Source organism: Ruegeria sp. E5, assembly GCF_056534105.1.
In genome coordinates this window covers 60,497-74,753 of record NZ_JBQFPA010000001.1, presented here as the reverse complement: position 1 = coordinate 74,753, position 14,257 = coordinate 60,497, and the positions used below count along the sequence as shown (strand labels likewise).

The 14,257-nt window shown below is 58.5% G+C and carries 15 protein-coding genes and 1 riboswitch; of the genes, 11 read left to right on the top strand and 4 right to left on the bottom strand.

What is annotated here, in order from left to right; genetic code table 11:
• Positions 1–9 precede the first annotated feature (9 nt).
• Positions 10–1,200: an O-succinylhomoserine sulfhydrylase gene (metZ, locus tag ACR0BI_RS00430; RefSeq protein WP_480561763.1), complete on the bottom strand. Its 1,191-nt coding sequence runs from the start codon at positions 1,198–1,200 to the stop codon at positions 10–12.
• 62 nt (positions 1,201–1,262) lie between these two features.
• Positions 1,263–1,340, bottom strand: a riboswitch (SAM riboswitch).
• Between the two features lie 130 nt (positions 1,341–1,470).
• Between metZ and ACR0BI_RS00425 the strand changes: the two genes are divergently transcribed.
• The 4 genes from ACR0BI_RS00425 to ACR0BI_RS00410 all read left to right on the top strand — a co-directional run bounded on the left by ACR0BI_RS00425 (position 1,471) and on the right by ACR0BI_RS00410 (position 4,098).
• Positions 1,471–2,160 carry a glutathione S-transferase N-terminal domain-containing protein gene (locus ACR0BI_RS00425; protein WP_480561765.1) on the top strand — a complete coding sequence of 230 codons (690 nt, stop codon included), beginning with the start codon at positions 1,471–1,473 and terminating at the stop codon, positions 2,158–2,160.
• Between the two features lie 60 nt (positions 2,161–2,220).
• Complete coding sequence (locus tag ACR0BI_RS00420; protein WP_480561767.1) at positions 2,221–2,847, top strand: GNAT family N-acetyltransferase; 627 nt, start codon at positions 2,221–2,223, stop codon at positions 2,845–2,847.
• A 136-nt stretch (positions 2,848–2,983) separates the two neighbouring features.
• Positions 2,984–3,307 (top strand): 2Fe-2S iron-sulfur cluster-binding protein, encoded by a 324-nt coding sequence (locus tag ACR0BI_RS00415; RefSeq protein WP_170393530.1) that lies wholly within the window; start codon positions 2,984–2,986, stop codon positions 3,305–3,307.
• A 92-nt stretch (positions 3,308–3,399) separates the two neighbouring features.
• The gene (locus ACR0BI_RS00410; RefSeq protein ID WP_480879046.1) at positions 3,400–4,098 is read left to right on the top strand and encodes an FG-GAP repeat domain-containing protein; all 699 of its coding nucleotides are present in this window, start codon (positions 3,400–3,402) and stop codon (positions 4,096–4,098) included.
• A 94-nt stretch (positions 4,099–4,192) separates the two neighbouring features.
• Here ACR0BI_RS00410 and purD read toward each other — a convergent pair whose 3' ends face one another.
• A complete protein-coding gene (gene purD / locus ACR0BI_RS00405; protein WP_480561771.1) occupies positions 4,193–5,455 on the bottom strand; it encodes a phosphoribosylamine--glycine ligase in 1,263 nt (420 codons plus the stop codon).
• A gap of 74 nt (positions 5,456–5,529) precedes the next feature.
• Here purD and xseA point away from each other — a divergent pair, with 74 nt between their 5' ends.
• Entirely contained in the window at positions 5,530–7,014 is a 1,485-nt protein-coding gene (gene xseA / locus ACR0BI_RS00400) for an exodeoxyribonuclease VII large subunit (protein WP_480561773.1), read from the top strand.
• A gap of 3 nt (positions 7,015–7,017) precedes the next feature.
• The gene (locus tag ACR0BI_RS00395) at positions 7,018–7,680 is read left to right on the top strand and encodes a glutathione S-transferase family protein (RefSeq protein WP_480561775.1); all 663 of its coding nucleotides are present in this window, start codon (positions 7,018–7,020) and stop codon (positions 7,678–7,680) included.
• On the opposite strand, the gene ACR0BI_RS00390 is transcribed toward ACR0BI_RS00395, so the two are convergent.
• Positions 7,656–8,051, bottom strand: a complete 396-nt coding sequence (locus tag ACR0BI_RS00390; RefSeq protein ID WP_170421058.1) for a hypothetical protein — start codon at positions 8,049–8,051, stop codon at positions 7,656–7,658. The two genes, ACR0BI_RS00395 and ACR0BI_RS00390, sit on opposite strands and share 25 nt — an antisense overlap.
• A gap of 141 nt (positions 8,052–8,192) precedes the next feature.
• Here ACR0BI_RS00390 and ACR0BI_RS00385 point away from each other — a divergent pair, with 141 nt between their 5' ends.
• From ACR0BI_RS00385 to ACR0BI_RS00365, 5 genes are all read left to right on the top strand, one after another.
• Complete coding sequence (locus ACR0BI_RS00385; RefSeq protein WP_170645842.1) at positions 8,193–8,831, top strand: lysoplasmalogenase; 639 nt, start codon at positions 8,193–8,195, stop codon at positions 8,829–8,831.
• Between the two features lie 58 nt (positions 8,832–8,889).
• Entirely contained in the window at positions 8,890–10,029 is a 1,140-nt protein-coding gene (gene ftsY / locus ACR0BI_RS00380) for a signal recognition particle-docking protein FtsY (RefSeq protein WP_170645841.1), read from the top strand.
• An 88-nt stretch (positions 10,030–10,117) separates the two neighbouring features.
• Positions 10,118–11,020, top strand: a complete 903-nt coding sequence (locus tag ACR0BI_RS00375) for an EamA family transporter (RefSeq protein WP_480561777.1) — start codon at positions 10,118–10,120, stop codon at positions 11,018–11,020.
• Positions 11,021–11,036: 16 nt separating this feature from the next.
• The gene (locus ACR0BI_RS00370) at positions 11,037–11,642 is read left to right on the top strand and encodes an inner membrane-spanning protein YciB (protein WP_480561779.1); all 606 of its coding nucleotides are present in this window, start codon (positions 11,037–11,039) and stop codon (positions 11,640–11,642) included.
• Between the two features lie 109 nt (positions 11,643–11,751).
• A complete protein-coding gene (locus ACR0BI_RS00365; protein WP_170393550.1) occupies positions 11,752–12,420 on the top strand; it encodes a Crp/Fnr family transcriptional regulator in 669 nt (222 codons plus the stop codon).
• A 229-nt stretch (positions 12,421–12,649) separates the two neighbouring features.
• On the opposite strand, the gene ACR0BI_RS00360 is transcribed toward ACR0BI_RS00365, so the two are convergent.
• Positions 12,650–14,092 carry a Do family serine endopeptidase gene (locus ACR0BI_RS00360; protein ID WP_480503421.1) on the bottom strand — a complete coding sequence of 481 codons (1,443 nt, stop codon included), beginning with the start codon at positions 14,090–14,092 and terminating at the stop codon, positions 12,650–12,652.
• Between the last annotated feature and the right edge of the window lie 165 nt (positions 14,093–14,257).

The window sequence follows — 14,257 nt, the reverse complement described above, 5'->3', positions numbered from 1 at the left end:
GGCGCTGTCCTAGCTCTGCGAGGCGGCCAAAGCGCGTTCGATATCCGCGAGCAGATCATCGGCATCTTCCAGCCCCACCGAAAGGCGGATCAGGCCCGGCGTGATACCCAACTCATCGCGTTGTTCGTCGCTCAGACGCTGGTGCGTTGTGGTGGCCGGGTGGGTTGCGATCGACTTGGCATCGCCTAAATTATTCGAGATCACAGGGATCGTCAGCGCATTCAGGAAAGCAAACGCCGCCGCTTTGCCGCCCTTGATGTCCAGCGATAGAACCGTACCGCCCTTGCCGCCCAGCTGCTCTTGCACCAACGCGTTTTGCGCATGGGTTCTCAGCCCGGGATACAGCGTCCGCTCCAGCGCCGAATGCCCTTCCAAAGCTTCTGCAATCTTCTGTGCGCTGTCAGCTTGCGCATTCACACGCAGGGCCATAGTTTCAAGACCTTTGACCATGATCCAAGCGCTGAACGGGCTAAGCGCACCGCCGGTGTGCTTCATGTAAGGCTCGACCGTGCCACGGATGAATTCCTTGGTGCCGATGATCACGCCGCCCAGCGCCCGGCCCTGCCCGTCAATATGCTTGGTCGCCGAATAGACCACCACGTCGGCTCCCTGTTCGATCGCGCGCGAGAACACGGGTGTCGAGAACACGTTGTCCACGATTACAACCGCACCCACCGCATGGGCCAGCTTAGACACGGACGTGATGTCGATCACTTCAAGCGTCGGGTTCGACATGGATTCAAAAAACACTGCCTTGGTGTCAGGCCGGATCGCGGCCTCCCACGCGTCCAGATCGGTGCCGTCTACAAAGGTCACCTCAACGCCATAACGCGTCAGGATGTTTTCGAGGATATACAGACAGGACCCAAAAAGCGCCTTGGCTGAAACCACATGGTCGCCCGCCTGCAGCATCGAAGTCAGCGCACCGTTCACAGCGGCCATACCTGAAGCGGTGGCAAACGCATCCTCGCCGCCTTCCAAAGCTGCGATACGCTGCTCGAACATCGACACGGTGGGGTTGCCATAACGGGCATAGATGAACTCATCCGGGCCGCTTTCGATAAACCGGGCCTCGGCCTGCTCGGCGTTATCGTAGACAAACCCCTGCGTCAGAAAGATCGACTCAGAAACCTCATTGTACTGACTGCGACGGATGCCGCCATGGACGGCTTGGGTGCGTTTGTTCCAGCTCTCGCTCATCTCATTCCTTTCAGCCCCGCATTGGAGGCAAACAAAAAACCCCAGACGCGGCCAAGCGAAAGGGGTCTTTCATCCTGACCTTTTAGCGGTGTTGTTTAACGTGGCCCGCAATCCGGTAACAAATCGCCACATGAATGAAGATGCGTTTACGCCCCGCCCCGGAACACGTCAAGCCCGACTGATCACCGGTCACGCTTTCGTAACACAGCCACGCGCGCTCTTGCCGTTTGTGCAGAAAGCTTCATGATCGCTCAAACTCAAGGAGGCCCCATGATTGATCTCTATTTCTGGCCCACGCCCAACGGCTGGAAAGTGTCCATCGCGCTGGAAGAGATGGAGCTGCCCTACAAAACCCACTTAATCAACATCGGCAAGGGCGACCAGTTCGATCCCGAGTTTCTAAAGATCTCGCCCAATAACCGCATGCCCGCCATCGTCGACCCGGACGGCCCTGACGGCGCGCCTGTTTCGGTGTTCGAAAGCGGCGCGATCCTGATGTACCTCGCCCGCAAGACCGGGCGGTTCTACGGCAAATCCGAACGTGACAGGATCGCAGTCGAGGAATGGCTGATGTGGCAAATGGGCGGCGTAGGCCCGATGGCCGGCCAAGCGCATCACTTCCTTAAATACGCTCCACACCTGGACCCGCCACAAGACCATCCCTATCCGAAAGACCGCTATCGCAGTGAGGTCGGGCGTCTCTACGGCGTGCTCGACCGCAGGCTGGCCGAAAACGAATACGTCGCCGGCGATTTCTACTCCATCGCCGACATGTCGATCTGGGGCTGGGCCAGCCTATGGGAAGGCCAGCAACAGGTGCTTGAGGACAAACCGCATTTCACCCGTTGGCTGGACATGATGAGCGCTCGTCCTGCGGTTATAGCAGGCCGCGCGTTGCACGCAGACCTGCGGGGAGATCATCGGGACCAGAAATCACAGGGCGTTTTGTTTAAACGGTAAGCAGGGGGTATGTTTGGATCGCAAGTCATATTTTCTGGATGCTAGAATCAGGAGTGACTTTTGACTGCGATAGTACAATCGGCTTCTAAATCTGTTCCGCCCGAGACTCTCGCCGATCTTCTTTGGAGCACAGATCCAAAACTAAACGGCTACATGTTTGGTAAAATGGATGTCTTGCACAAGATCATCGGGACGGAATGGCGTGCGCAACAGGGTTTGTATTCATACAAACATGCCTTTACGGCCATGCAACACGACAAGGTTGCGGGTCTCCTTATTGGGCATACAGACGAAGAGTATTCTGCGAATTTCGATTTTTCCGTGGATAATCAGGCTAATGCTCTTGGCGAAGATGAAGCGCTTCATCTAAAATCTGTCTTGCATTGGATGGATCGGTTATTTCCTGCCCCGCGTCAAAACTCCTACTACATTCTCGAATTCGCCGTGAGTCCAGATATGCAGGGCACTGGTATTGCCGGCCAACTCTTTGAAGTAGCAACAAAACGAGCTTTGGCGGGCGAGTGCAATCAGATATGCCTTGACGTAGCCGCCAACAATGAAGCCGTTAGTTTTTATGAGCATATTGGATTTAACGTCGAAATTGAAACGCGCGTGCCCGTATTGGGCGACGAATATGGAATAGGTGTGCACCTGCACATGGTCCACGAGATCGATCAAAGCCTCTGACATCGGCGCAGGCTCAATTACAATATTGTTGATAAGAACATTCATGCGCGACCGTTCAAGTCGCAATTCCCTCTAGAAACACTTAACTCGCTTCACTAAGGAAGAATTCGACAACCGAAAAAGGAAGACGCACGCAATGGCAAAGATCACCTATGTCGAGCATGGCGGTACCGAACATACAGTCGAGGTCGCCAACGGACTGACAGTCATGGAAGGGGCCCGTGACAACAACATTCCCGGCATCGAGGCCGATTGCGGCGGTGCCTGCGCCTGCTCGACCTGCCACGTCTATATTCATCCTGACTGGGTCGAGAGAATCCCCGCCAAGGACGACATGGAAGAAGATATGCTTGACTTCGCCTATGAACCCGACCCGGCCCGCTCGCGCCTGACCTGCCAGATCAAGGTCACCGACGCGCTGGATGGTCTGGTTGTGCAGATGCCCGAAAAGCAGATCTGATGCACTCTGATGCGCCGCGTCAGCCCAACCGCCTTTGGCACCGTCGGGCGCGCGGCGCTGTTCTGATGGTTTGCATTTGGCTAACGGGGAATATGCCCGCAGCCAGCGGCGAAACCAAAGTATCTGCTCGCTTCACGGAACCAACAACAAGCTACGCCCATGGTGTGCTTGGCGACTCCATCGAATACGGTGCTTTGGAAATTGGCGTCGGAACAAGTATTTCCTCGGCGGCGCGGCGAAAAGTCGATAGTTCCAAACGCTCGACCGTTACAATACGTCTGCCTGAAGACCGCGTATTCGAAGATCTTGCCCCACGCCTGGCCGATATCGATCAGGACGGGTTACCTGAAATCATCGTTGTAGAGACCCAGCAGCATACGGGTGCTCAACTGGCGATCTATGACATAAACGGTCAAAAAATCGCCGCCACCCCCCATATCGGCACGCGCAACCGCTGGCTCGCCCCCATCGGTGCCGCCGATCTGGATGGTGATGGACATGTCGAGATCGCCTATGTCGACCGCCCACACCTTGCGAAAACTCTGCGCATCTGGCGTTACAAAGACGGTGAACTCATTGAAATCGCGACAATCCCTGGCCTTACCAATCACAGGATCGGAGAAGATTTTATTTCAGGCGGTCTGCGCCAATGCGAAACGCACCCTGAGCTGATCCTCGCCAGCGCCGACTGGTCGCGGATCATAGGCGTCTCGTACAGCAAAGGCTGGCGACAAAAAGACCTCGGACCACTCAACAGTCTCAAAGATCTGGCCAACGCACTAAAGTGCTGATCAGATCTTCATCTGGCCATAAATACCTCGGGGAGCGCGAGGGGCTGGCCCCTCGCCCCGAAATCAACAAGCCGGGCGCAGCCCGACTACTGAGTTAAAGCGCGCGCCAGCCGATGTCGCGACGGAAGAACCCTTCAGGCCAATCAACACCTTCAACCATGTCATACGCCCGGTCGCGTGCGTCTTTCAGCGTTTCCCCACGCGCAGTCACATTCAGAACGCGGCCACCCGCGGCCTGAACCTTGCCTTCAGCCGCTTTTGTCCCCGCGTGGAATACCATGTTGCTACTATCCTCGGCCAGATCACCCAGGCCGTTGATCACAGTGCCTTTTTCATAAGAACCAGGATACCCCTTTGCCGCCATCACGACCGTGATGGCGTGATCGTCGGCCCAGTTCACCCGCGTCTCAGCCAAGCGACCCTCGGCCGCCGCGTGCATCAGGTCCATGGCCTGAGCGCCAAGGCGCATCATCAGTACCTGACATTCGGGATCTCCGAACCGCACGTTGTACTCCACCAACCTGGGCTGACCATCCTTGATCATCAAACCGGCGTAGAGCACACCCTGAAACGGTGTCCCGCGCCGCTTCATCTCGGCCACCGTCGGGCGCACGATCTGATCCATCGCAAGGGCCTCGATCTCGGCGCTCAGCACCGGGGCCGGAGAATAGGCGCCCATCCCCCCAGTGTTCAGCCCGGTATCGCCCTCGCCGACGCGCTTGTGATCCTGCGCTGTGCCGATCGACAGGATATCCTCTCCGTCACAGAGCACGAACAGAGACGCCTCCTCGCCCTCCATGAACTCCTCGATCACCACTTCGGCCCCCGCGCCACCAAAGGCTCCGCCGAACATGTCGTCAATCGCGTTCAGGGCGGTTTGCTCGTCCATCGCAACGATCACGCCCTTCCCGGCAGCCAGCCCATCGGCCTTGACCACGATCGGGGTCCCCTGCGCACGGATGTATTCCTTGGCGGGCTCAGCCTCGGCGAACCGGGCATAAGCCGCCGTCGGCGCGCCGGATGCGTCACAGATTTCCTTGGTGAAACTTTTTGAGGCCTCCAACCGCGCCGCTTCTGCCGAGGGCCCGAAAACCAGCACACCCGCTTCGCGCAGCCGGTCAGCGACCCCTGCGGCCAAAGGCGCTTCGGGGCCAACGATCACGAAATCAATCGCGTTTTCCTCGGCAAAGTTGACCACAGCACCGCCATTCTCAATGTCCACCGCCGCGCACTCTGCGATCTGGGCGATCCCGGCATTCCCCGGCGCCACAATCAGGCGATCACATTTGGGGTTTTGCATCACCGCCCAAGCCAGACTGTGCTCGCGTCCACCGCTGCCGAGAATGAGGATATTCATGAAACGCTCCGATCTGCTTGGCCTTGCCTGCGCGGCGTTCTAAGCTGCGCAGAGATTTGACACAAGGCGCTGAAATGTCCGACCTGCTAGATGACCCGATTCCGGGTCAGAACACCCCCGAATACACTGTCTCGGACATCTCAGGCGAGGTGAAGCGCACGCTCGAGGGCACCTTTGGCCGAATCCGTGTGCGTGGAGAAGTGGGCCGCGTGTTCAAGGCCCGTTCGGGTCATCTGTATTACGACATAAAGGACGACCGGAACGTGCTGGCCTGCACAACTTGGAAAGGGCAGATTTCTGGTCTTTCAGTTGTTCCCGAAGAAGGCCTCGAGGTTGTCGTCACCGGGCGCCTGACAGCTTTTGGAGCCCAGTCGAAATACAACCTGAATGTCGATGAAGTCGCCGTCGCCGGGCAAGGCGCGCTGATGGCATTGCTGGAAAAGCGCAAAAAGCAGCTCGAATCCGAAGGCTTGTTTGCGGCTGAACGCAAGAAACCCCTGCCCTACTTGCCGCAGATCATCGGCGTTGTCACTTCGCCCTCCGGTGCGGTGATCCGAGACATCTTGCATCGGCTGCGTGATCGGTTCCCGCGCAAAGTACTGATCTGGCCCGTCGCGGTTCAGGGGGCAAACTGTGCCCCCGAAGTGACCCGCGCCATCGAAGGCTTCAATCAACTCACACCGGGCGGGGCCCTCCCGCGACCCGACCTGATTATCGTCGCGCGCGGCGGTGGGTCCATAGAAGACCTCTGGGGCTTCAACGAAGAAAGCGTCGCGCGCGCGACTGCAGCCTCAGAAATCCCGCTGATCTCGGCCGTCGGGCACGAGACGGACACCACCCTGATCGACTATGTCTCGGACCGCCGCGCGCCTACGCCAACCGCCGCTGCCGAACTTGCCGTACCGGTCCGCATGGAACTGCTGGCTTGGACCAACGAACAAGGGGCCCGCCTGTCGCGCGCCTCCACGGATGCCGTGCAACGCCGCAGCCAGCGTCTGCGCGACCTGTCCCGAGCCCTGCCCCGCCCCGATACACTGCTGGAAAGCCCGCGCCAAAGGCTCGACCAAATCTCGGAACGCCTGCCCAACGCGCTGATCCGGGGTGTTCAGAACCGCCGCGTCAAACTGCTGGACAGTGCGGCCCGCCTGCGCCCCTCGACCCTGCGCAGCTTTGTCGAAACCCGCCGCGATCGCTGGCGCAACCTGTCCTCACGCCTGTCACTGCGCCCGATCCAGCGCGAGCTGGAAACACGGCGCGACGCTCTGAATCGCCTATCCGAACGCCTGAACACCGGGCAATCCACGCGATTGGACCGCCTGCGCCAGCAGATGGACGCCACCGACCGCCTACGTGAAACGCTGAGCTACAAGGCGACGCTCGGGCGTGGCTACGCCGTCGTGCGCGCCGAAGGAGAGGTCATCACAACCAAAGCTCAAGCCTCCGGTCACGCTGTTCTTGAGATCGAATTCGCTGACGGTCGCCTCAGCACCGGGGCTGCGGGCAAGGCGCCACCCAAGAAATCCAAACAGGCACCTCCTGATCAGGGATCGTTGTTCTGACCGATGTTGACGATCTGGGGCCGTAAAACATCCTCGAACGTTCAGGCCCTAATGTGGTGCGTGGGTGAGCTTGGCCTAGAATGCCAGCGTCACGATCTTGGCCATCGCTTCGGCGGGCTGGACACTGCAGCGTTTCGGGCACTGAACCCAAACAAAACCATCCCCGTCCTGCAAGATGGCGACAACCCACCGCTTTGGGAAACCGGCGCCATCCTGCGATATCTGGCCACCCAATATGGTGATCAGGCATTCTGGCCTTCAGATCCTACCCGGCGCGCCACGATCGACAAATGGGCCGAATGGGCGAAACTCAACGTGGCGATGGCGTTCACCGTTCCGGTGTTCTGGCAAATTGTGCGAACACCCGTTGAACAGCAGGACCAAACAGCGATCCATCGGGCCGTCAGCGATTTGGAAATCAAACTGGCAATCGCAGACAAGGAGCTGGACCAAAACACGTTCCTTGCGGGTGAGCATTTTACACTGGCGGATATACAGTTCGGCCACGTCCTTTACCGCTACTACGATATCGACATCGTCCGCGCATCGTTACCGCATTTGCGTCGATACTATGAACGGCTAACCGAAAGGCCCGCGTTTCAACATCACGTCATGCTGGACTATGAAGACCTGCGACCATTTCAGACCCCGACATCCGGTCCGTAGCACAACATCTCTTCGCCAATATCCTCGGCCTCGTACAGCTCGGTCGCGGTCGGGTCACCCTCAAATTGCGCGATCAATCCGCCTCCGGATTGCCAGAAAACCCAGCATTGCGGCGCCAGTTGATCCTCATAGATGAAACAGATCTGATCTTCCTGCTCGTACCAAACCCCGTTCATGCAATTGCCATCCAGAAATGACCAGATGACTCTGCGGTCTGGCAGATACCGTTCGACTCCGTAGGCCTGCCCATCGAACCCGTAATACAAGGTTTTTCCACGCGTATACGCATCAAACTCAGGCCCTGTCAGAGGCGACTGCGCCGCAACGGGCTGAGCGAAAAGGGTCAGCAGAATCAAGCAAATTCGGATCATGACCACACTGTGTCAGAAGCAGCCCACAAGTGCCATTCAACCTTTCCACATCGCGGCGATCGGCAAGATAACTCCACGTCACGCCTTGATGCACCGCCGAGATCATGGCGATGATTGCCTCAAAAACATCGGGGACGCACCATGACGACACTTCTTTTCTGGATTGCGGCGGCCTGCGCGCTGACCTACCTGCCACTTACCGCGCGCCCGGCCGGCACCCTGCGTAGCATGCTGAAAACAGCATCGGTCGTGCTGCTGGCAGGCGTCGCCATACTGGCAAGCGCGCCATGGCTCCTGATCCTCGCCCTTACCTTCTGCGCGATAGGCGATGCCCTTTTGTCACGCGAAACCGACAGCACATTCATGGCAGGCATCGGTGCATTTGCTGCGGGGCATTTGGCCTATATCGCCTTATTTTTGACGAGCCCCAGCAGCAACCCTGAACAGATCTTCGACCACCCCGCGATCATCTGGTTCCTGATCATCCTGGGCATCGTTATGGCCACGCTGCTCACCCCCCGCGCCGGAGACCTCAAGATCCCCGTCCTCGCTTATATTCCAATCATCCTGGGCATGGGCATCACCGTTCTTGCCCTTCCCGAAACTGGAGCCTTACGCTGGGCCCTTCCCGCCGCAATGGCCTTCATCGCCTCGGACCTGGCGCTTGCGACTGAAAAGTTCCTGCTACCTGCCAATCACCCGACCCTGAAGCTTACGCCCTATCTGGTCTGGCCGCTTTACTGGGCTGCCCAAGCCGGGTTTCTGATCGCCTTTACCTGACCCTTTGCAACTGCCGCCAATCCGCATTAGGTGAGGGGAACACCTGCGGAGACCAAAAATGGCGTTTTTCTCAAAGCTCAAGGACAAGCTGTTCAAATCCTCATCGCGCCTCGAAGAGGGGCTGGATGCGATTGTCGAGGATGGCGGCGAGGAAACCCCAAATCCTGATCCGGTGATCCCCGAACCAGAACCCGAACCGCAACCGGTTCCCGAAGTTCCAGAACCCACGCCCGCGCCGCAACCGGTCGAGCCCCCTGCTCCGATCCCAACTGATCCTACACCGGCCCCTCCACCCCCAGAGGTTCCAGAATCCAAGGGTTTGATGGGTCGCCTGTTCGGCCGAAATGAATCCAAGACCGTTGTCCGCCGCACGCTGGACGACGACATGCTGGAACAGCTCGAAGAGCTTCTGATCGCCTCGGACATGGGCGTCGACACCGCCCTGCGCGTTACGTCCAACATGGCCGAGGGGCGCTTTGGTCGCAAACTCTCGACCCAGGAAATCAAGCAGCTTCTGGCGCAGGAAGTCGCCCGCGTAATGGACCCCGTGGCCAAACCCATGCCAATCTACCCCAAGCGCCCACAAGTGGTGCTGGTCGTGGGCGTGAACGGCTCAGGCAAAACCACGACCATCGGCAAGCTCGCCAGCCAGTTCAAAGCCGCGGGCAAAAAGGTCGTCATCGCCGCCGGAGATACCTTCCGCGCAGCCGCCGTCGAGCAGTTGCAGGTCTGGGGAGACCGCGCAGGCGTCCCGGTGCTGACCGCGCCCGAAGGCTCAGACCCCGCTTCGCTGGCCTTCGATGCCCTGACAAAAGCGCAGAACGAAGGCGCTGACCTTCTGATGATCGACACAGCGGGCCGCCTTCAGAACCGCGCCGACCTGATGGAGGAACTGGCCAAGATCGTCCGCGTCATCCGCAAGGTCGACGACACCGCCCCGCACAACACCCTGCTGGTACTGGACGCCACCACCGGCCAGAACGCCCTTAGCCAGGTGGAAACCTTCCGCAATCTGGCAGATGTCTCGGGCCTCGTAATGACCAAACTGGACGGCACAGCCAAAGGCGGCGTACTGGTCGCCCTCGCCGACAAGTTCGGCCTGCCGATCCACGCCATCGGTGTCGGCGAACAAATCGACGACCTCGCTCCGTTCGACCCCGAAGAATTCGCCGCCGCCCTCACCGGGTTGCAAAGCTGATCCGCCCCTTCATCTGGCCGAAAATACCTTCGGGGGGCGTGGGGGGCAGACAGCCCCCCACTCTCTCCGCCCAAGCGAAAGCCCCGATTTGAGCGACTGGCTGATCTCCCTCGAAGGCACCGAAGCAGGCCACCAACTCGCCCTCGCGCTCGCGCTGATGGCGGCCTTCCTGCATGCGGTTTTCGGTGCACTGCAAAAAGGCCGCCACGACCCGTGGATGTCGCGCGGGGCGATCGATGCCTGCTACTGCCTTATGGCGATGCCATTCGCCTTCTTCATCGTGCCATGGCCCGAACCTTATATGTGGCCGATCTTTGGCGTCGTCTGGCTGATCCATATCGGCTATAAAGTGCTGCAGGCGATGGCCTACACCAAAGGCTCCTATACCGTTGTCTATCCGGTCGTGCGCGGTACTGGCCCGCTCTTCACCGTGATCGGAGCCTATCTTTTGTTCGGTGAAACCTTCTCGGCCATCCAATGGCTTGGAGTCGCGACGCTTCTTGCGGGTATCTTCGGCCTTGCCGCCTATAACCTGCGCTACCTTGAGACTAATCGAGATACGCTGCAAATCGCGCTTGTGCTGGCGGTCGTCACGGGCCTCTTCGTGGCGCTCTATACGACCTATGATGCCTACGGTATCCGCGCTACGGCCGACCCGTTCACCTTCCTTGCGTGGTTCTTCATGATCGACGGGGCCGCGATGCCGATCTATGCTGCGCTCAGATACCGCGCTATGACCCACCGCCCGGCACTTGGCCCCCTGATGCTGCGCGGGTTCGCGGGCGGTATAATCGCGCCGATGTCCTTCGGTGCCATCATGCTCGCCACACGGCTCGACAAGGTCGGAGAAGCGGCGGTCCTGCGCGAAACCTCCACCGTCTTCGCCGCCCTCATCGGCTGGCTGGTGCTGAAAGAAACCGTAGGGCCCAGACGCATCGCGTTGATGGCATTGATTGCACTCGGCGCCGTAATAGTTGAAATGGGCGGGTAAGCAGCAGGTTGGAATCATGGCAGAGAAAAAAGACATCAACCCTTTCCTCAAACAGGCACTGGAACTTGGGCCTCCGCTTGCCTTCTTTTTCATCTACCTGCGCCTGCGTGATGACAATTTCGTGATCGGCGGCACCGAGTATTCGGGCTTTATCGTCGCCACCATCCTGTTCGTGCCTCTGATGCTGGCTGCCATGGGCATCCTCTGGTACCTGACCGGCAAGCTCAGCCGGATGCAGATTTTCACCGCATTCATGGTGATTTTCTTCGGCGGCCTCACCGCGTGGTTCAATGACGAGCGGTTTTTCAAGATGAAAACAACACTGGTCTATGGCTTCTTTTCCGCCATCCTCGGGATCGGGCTTTTGCAGGGGAAATCCTACCTGGCATATGTTCTGGACGAGATGCTACCCATGCAGCACGAGGGCTGGATGATCCTCACCCGGCGTCTGTGTGCCTGTTTCGCAGTACTGGCCGCAGCCAATGAATTGGTCTGGCGCACGATGTCAACGGACCTATGGGTCAAGATCGAAACCTTCGGCTTTCCCATTGCCTTGATGGCGTTTCTGATGATGCAGTTCAACCTGCTACAAAGCTATATGGATGATCCCGACAAGCAATAACTGTTCTTGCCCAAGCGTAACAAGCTAACAAAATTTCTTGGCTTAAGCTTGAAGCTGTGAAAAGTTGGGTCACCACCCGCACCACTCAACCCCGGAGATCAGCGCCCGAATGATGGCATTTCCCAACAGTGGATTCCTGTCCGAAGCCTCTGAAGAGCTGCGCACCATGCTGGCAGCCCAGGCCACCGAAGTCACATTGGATCGGGGCGATGTCCTGTTCGAGCAGGACGATGAAGGCGATGCGCTCTATGCCATTCTTTCCGGTGCGCTCGAAGTGTCATTTCTTGCGTCGAGCGGGCGCAAGCTGTCTCTCAGCATGATGCGCCCAGGTGAGGTGTTCGGGGAAATCGCGTTGTTCGACAGCGGTCCCCGCACCGCAACCGTAACAGCAGCTGAGCCCTCCAAAGTCCTGCGCGTTCGCCAGAAAGACATGATGGCGCAGATCCGGGAACATCCTGACCTTGCGGTGGATCTGATCCGCTTGGCCGGTCTTCGCATGCGTTATATGGGCGCTCAATTGAACGAGCAGGTATTCCTGCCGATGCCGATCCGACTGGCGCGCAAGCTTTTGCACCTGGCAGGACAACAGGACAGCCCAACGGCACGTATCACGCTTTCGCAGAGCGAATTGGCTGAATTTGTCGGTGCGACGCGTGAGGCAGTGTCAAAGACCATTTCGACATGGAAACGCGACAATGTCGTCGAAGCTTCGCGCGGCGGGCTGCAGATCCACGACTTTGACGCGCTGCGGCAACTGGCCGAATCCGATTTAATCTAAATTTTCGGCACAGATGTGATCCGCTTCACATACGCAGCTTTAAGATTGCCCTAAGGTCAATCCCGTTACCGTAGGAGGTCGGTTTTATCATCCCCGATATCTGTCCACCGACCTCTCCCTGTACAGAGCCATATGCCTTCCCCGGCATATGGCTTTTTTCTTTACAAAGTATGAAAAAGGCCGGGAAAATATCCCGACCTTCTAACTTCAGATCTGTTCGCTGAGTTTATTATTCTAGGCTCAGCGCTACGAACCGGGGTTCCCCGCCCCGCCGCACCAGCAGCAACAGAGATTTGCGTCCTGCTTCACGCGCCTCATCCATCCGCGTCTCCAGATCAGTGATCGAAGTCACCTTCTGCTGCCCCGCCTCAGTGATAAGATCACCGGCGCGCAGACCCTTTTCAAAGGCTTCCGAGGATTCATCAACATTGGTCACCAACAATCCTTCGGCATCGGCATCCAGACCCAATTCCTCGCGCTGGCTATCCCCCAGCGGAGCGATGGTCAGGCCAAGAATATCCTTGTCTTCCTCCGTCGGCGTTTCGGCTTCCGGCTCTTCGCCGTTCTCGGCACGTTCGGCGTCTTCGCGGCGGCCCAGCGTCACCAGCACGGTCTGGGTGCCTCCATCACGGTGCACGACCACACGCACAGATTTGCCAACGGTGGTCTCTCCCACCTGCCGCACAAGGCCGCGTGTATCCTCGACCTCGACGCCATCAAAGCTGATGATCACGTCTCCGGCCAGCAGGCCCGCTTCTTTTGCCGGGCCGTCCGGTACATCGCTGATCAACGCACCTCCGGGTTTGTCCAGCCCCATCGCCTCGGCCATATCCTCGGTCACGTCCTGAATGCGCACGCCCAGCCAACCGCGGCGGGTCTCCCCGAACTCACGCAGTTGATCAACGACCTTGATCACCACGTTCGAAGCCATCGAGAAACCAATCCCGATCGAACCGCCATTGGGAGACAGGATCGCCGTATTCACACCAATCACCTCGCCATTCATGTTGAACAGCGGCCCACCCGAGTTGCCCCGGTTGATCGCAGCATCGGTCTGGATGTAGTCATCATATGACCCGCTCAGCGCCCGATTCCGGGCCGAGATAATCCCTGCTGACACCGAAAAGCCCTGCCCCAGCGGGTTCCCCATCGCGATCACCCAATCGCCCACGCGGGCAATGTCGCTGTCACCGAACTGCACGTATTTCAGCGGCCCTTCCGCCTCGACTTTCAGCAGCGCGATGTCGGTCTTTTCGTCCCGGCCGATTACCTTGGCAACCAAATCTTTCGCGGGCTGGCCATCACCGGGAAAAAACTCGACCAATATCTCATCGGCTTCGGCAATCACGTGATTGTTGGTGACGATATAGCCGTCTTCCGAGATCACGAAGCCCGAGCCCAGCGCATTGCTGCGACGTGGACGATTTTCATTGTCCCCACCATTGCGATCCTGAAACTCTCGGAAAAAGTCTTCGAATGGTGAGCCCTCTGGCACGATCCCTTGCGGGCCAGTCTGGCCTTCGATCAGCGTCGACGTGGTGATATTGACCACCGCAGGGCTAATCTGTTCAGCCAGCGGTGCCAGGCTGTCACCCCGCGCCTGCGCGGACACAGATTGAGCCAAAACCAGCAGCACCCCCACTAACGTCAGCCACATCAGCCGCATCTTCATAACAAAATCGTCCCGTCGGACGGACACACTGCGCGCCTTAGCCTGCACTTGGGGTCTCCTTGTTGACTAATTCTCTGTTGGCATCACCCGGATGCCCTTCTTTGCAACCAATGTAGTCAGTTTGTCCCGGCCCGCAACTCGGGATCGCGGGGAAATCACCGGTGC

Bases quoted from the DNA above. Each gene is read 5' to 3' on its own strand.
- metZ (WP_480561763.1), bottom strand. From the start codon at position 1,200: ATGAGCGAGAGCTGGAACAAACGCACCCAAGCCGTCCATGGCGGCATC.
- ACR0BI_RS00425 (WP_480561765.1), top strand. From the start codon at position 1,471: ATGATTGATCTCTATTTCTGGCCCACGCCCAACGGCTGGAAAGTGTCC.
- ACR0BI_RS00415 (WP_170393530.1), top strand. From the start codon at position 2,984: ATGGCAAAGATCACCTATGTCGAGCATGGCGGTACCGAACATACAGTC.
- ACR0BI_RS00410 (WP_480879046.1), top strand. From the start codon at position 3,400: ATGCCCGCAGCCAGCGGCGAAACCAAAGTATCTGCTCGCTTCACGGAA.
- purD (WP_480561771.1), bottom strand. From the start codon at position 5,455: ATGAATATCCTCATTCTCGGCAGCGGTGGACGCGAGCACAGTCTGGCT.
- xseA (WP_480561773.1), top strand. From the start codon at position 5,530: ATGTCCGACCTGCTAGATGACCCGATTCCGGGTCAGAACACCCCCGAA.
- ACR0BI_RS00395 (WP_480561775.1), top strand. From the start codon at position 7,018: ATGTTGACGATCTGGGGCCGTAAAACATCCTCGAACGTTCAGGCCCTA.
- ACR0BI_RS00390 (WP_170421058.1), bottom strand. From the start codon at position 8,051: ATGATCCGAATTTGCTTGATTCTGCTGACCCTTTTCGCTCAGCCCGTT.
- ACR0BI_RS00385 (WP_170645842.1), top strand. From the start codon at position 8,193: ATGACGACACTTCTTTTCTGGATTGCGGCGGCCTGCGCGCTGACCTAC.
- ftsY (WP_170645841.1), top strand. From the start codon at position 8,890: ATGGCGTTTTTCTCAAAGCTCAAGGACAAGCTGTTCAAATCCTCATCG.
- ACR0BI_RS00370 (WP_480561779.1), top strand. From the start codon at position 11,037: ATGGCAGAGAAAAAAGACATCAACCCTTTCCTCAAACAGGCACTGGAA.
- ACR0BI_RS00365 (WP_170393550.1), top strand. From the start codon at position 11,752: ATGATGGCATTTCCCAACAGTGGATTCCTGTCCGAAGCCTCTGAAGAG.
- ACR0BI_RS00360 (WP_480503421.1), bottom strand. From the start codon at position 14,092: ATGAAGATGCGGCTGATGTGGCTGACGTTAGTGGGGGTGCTGCTGGTT.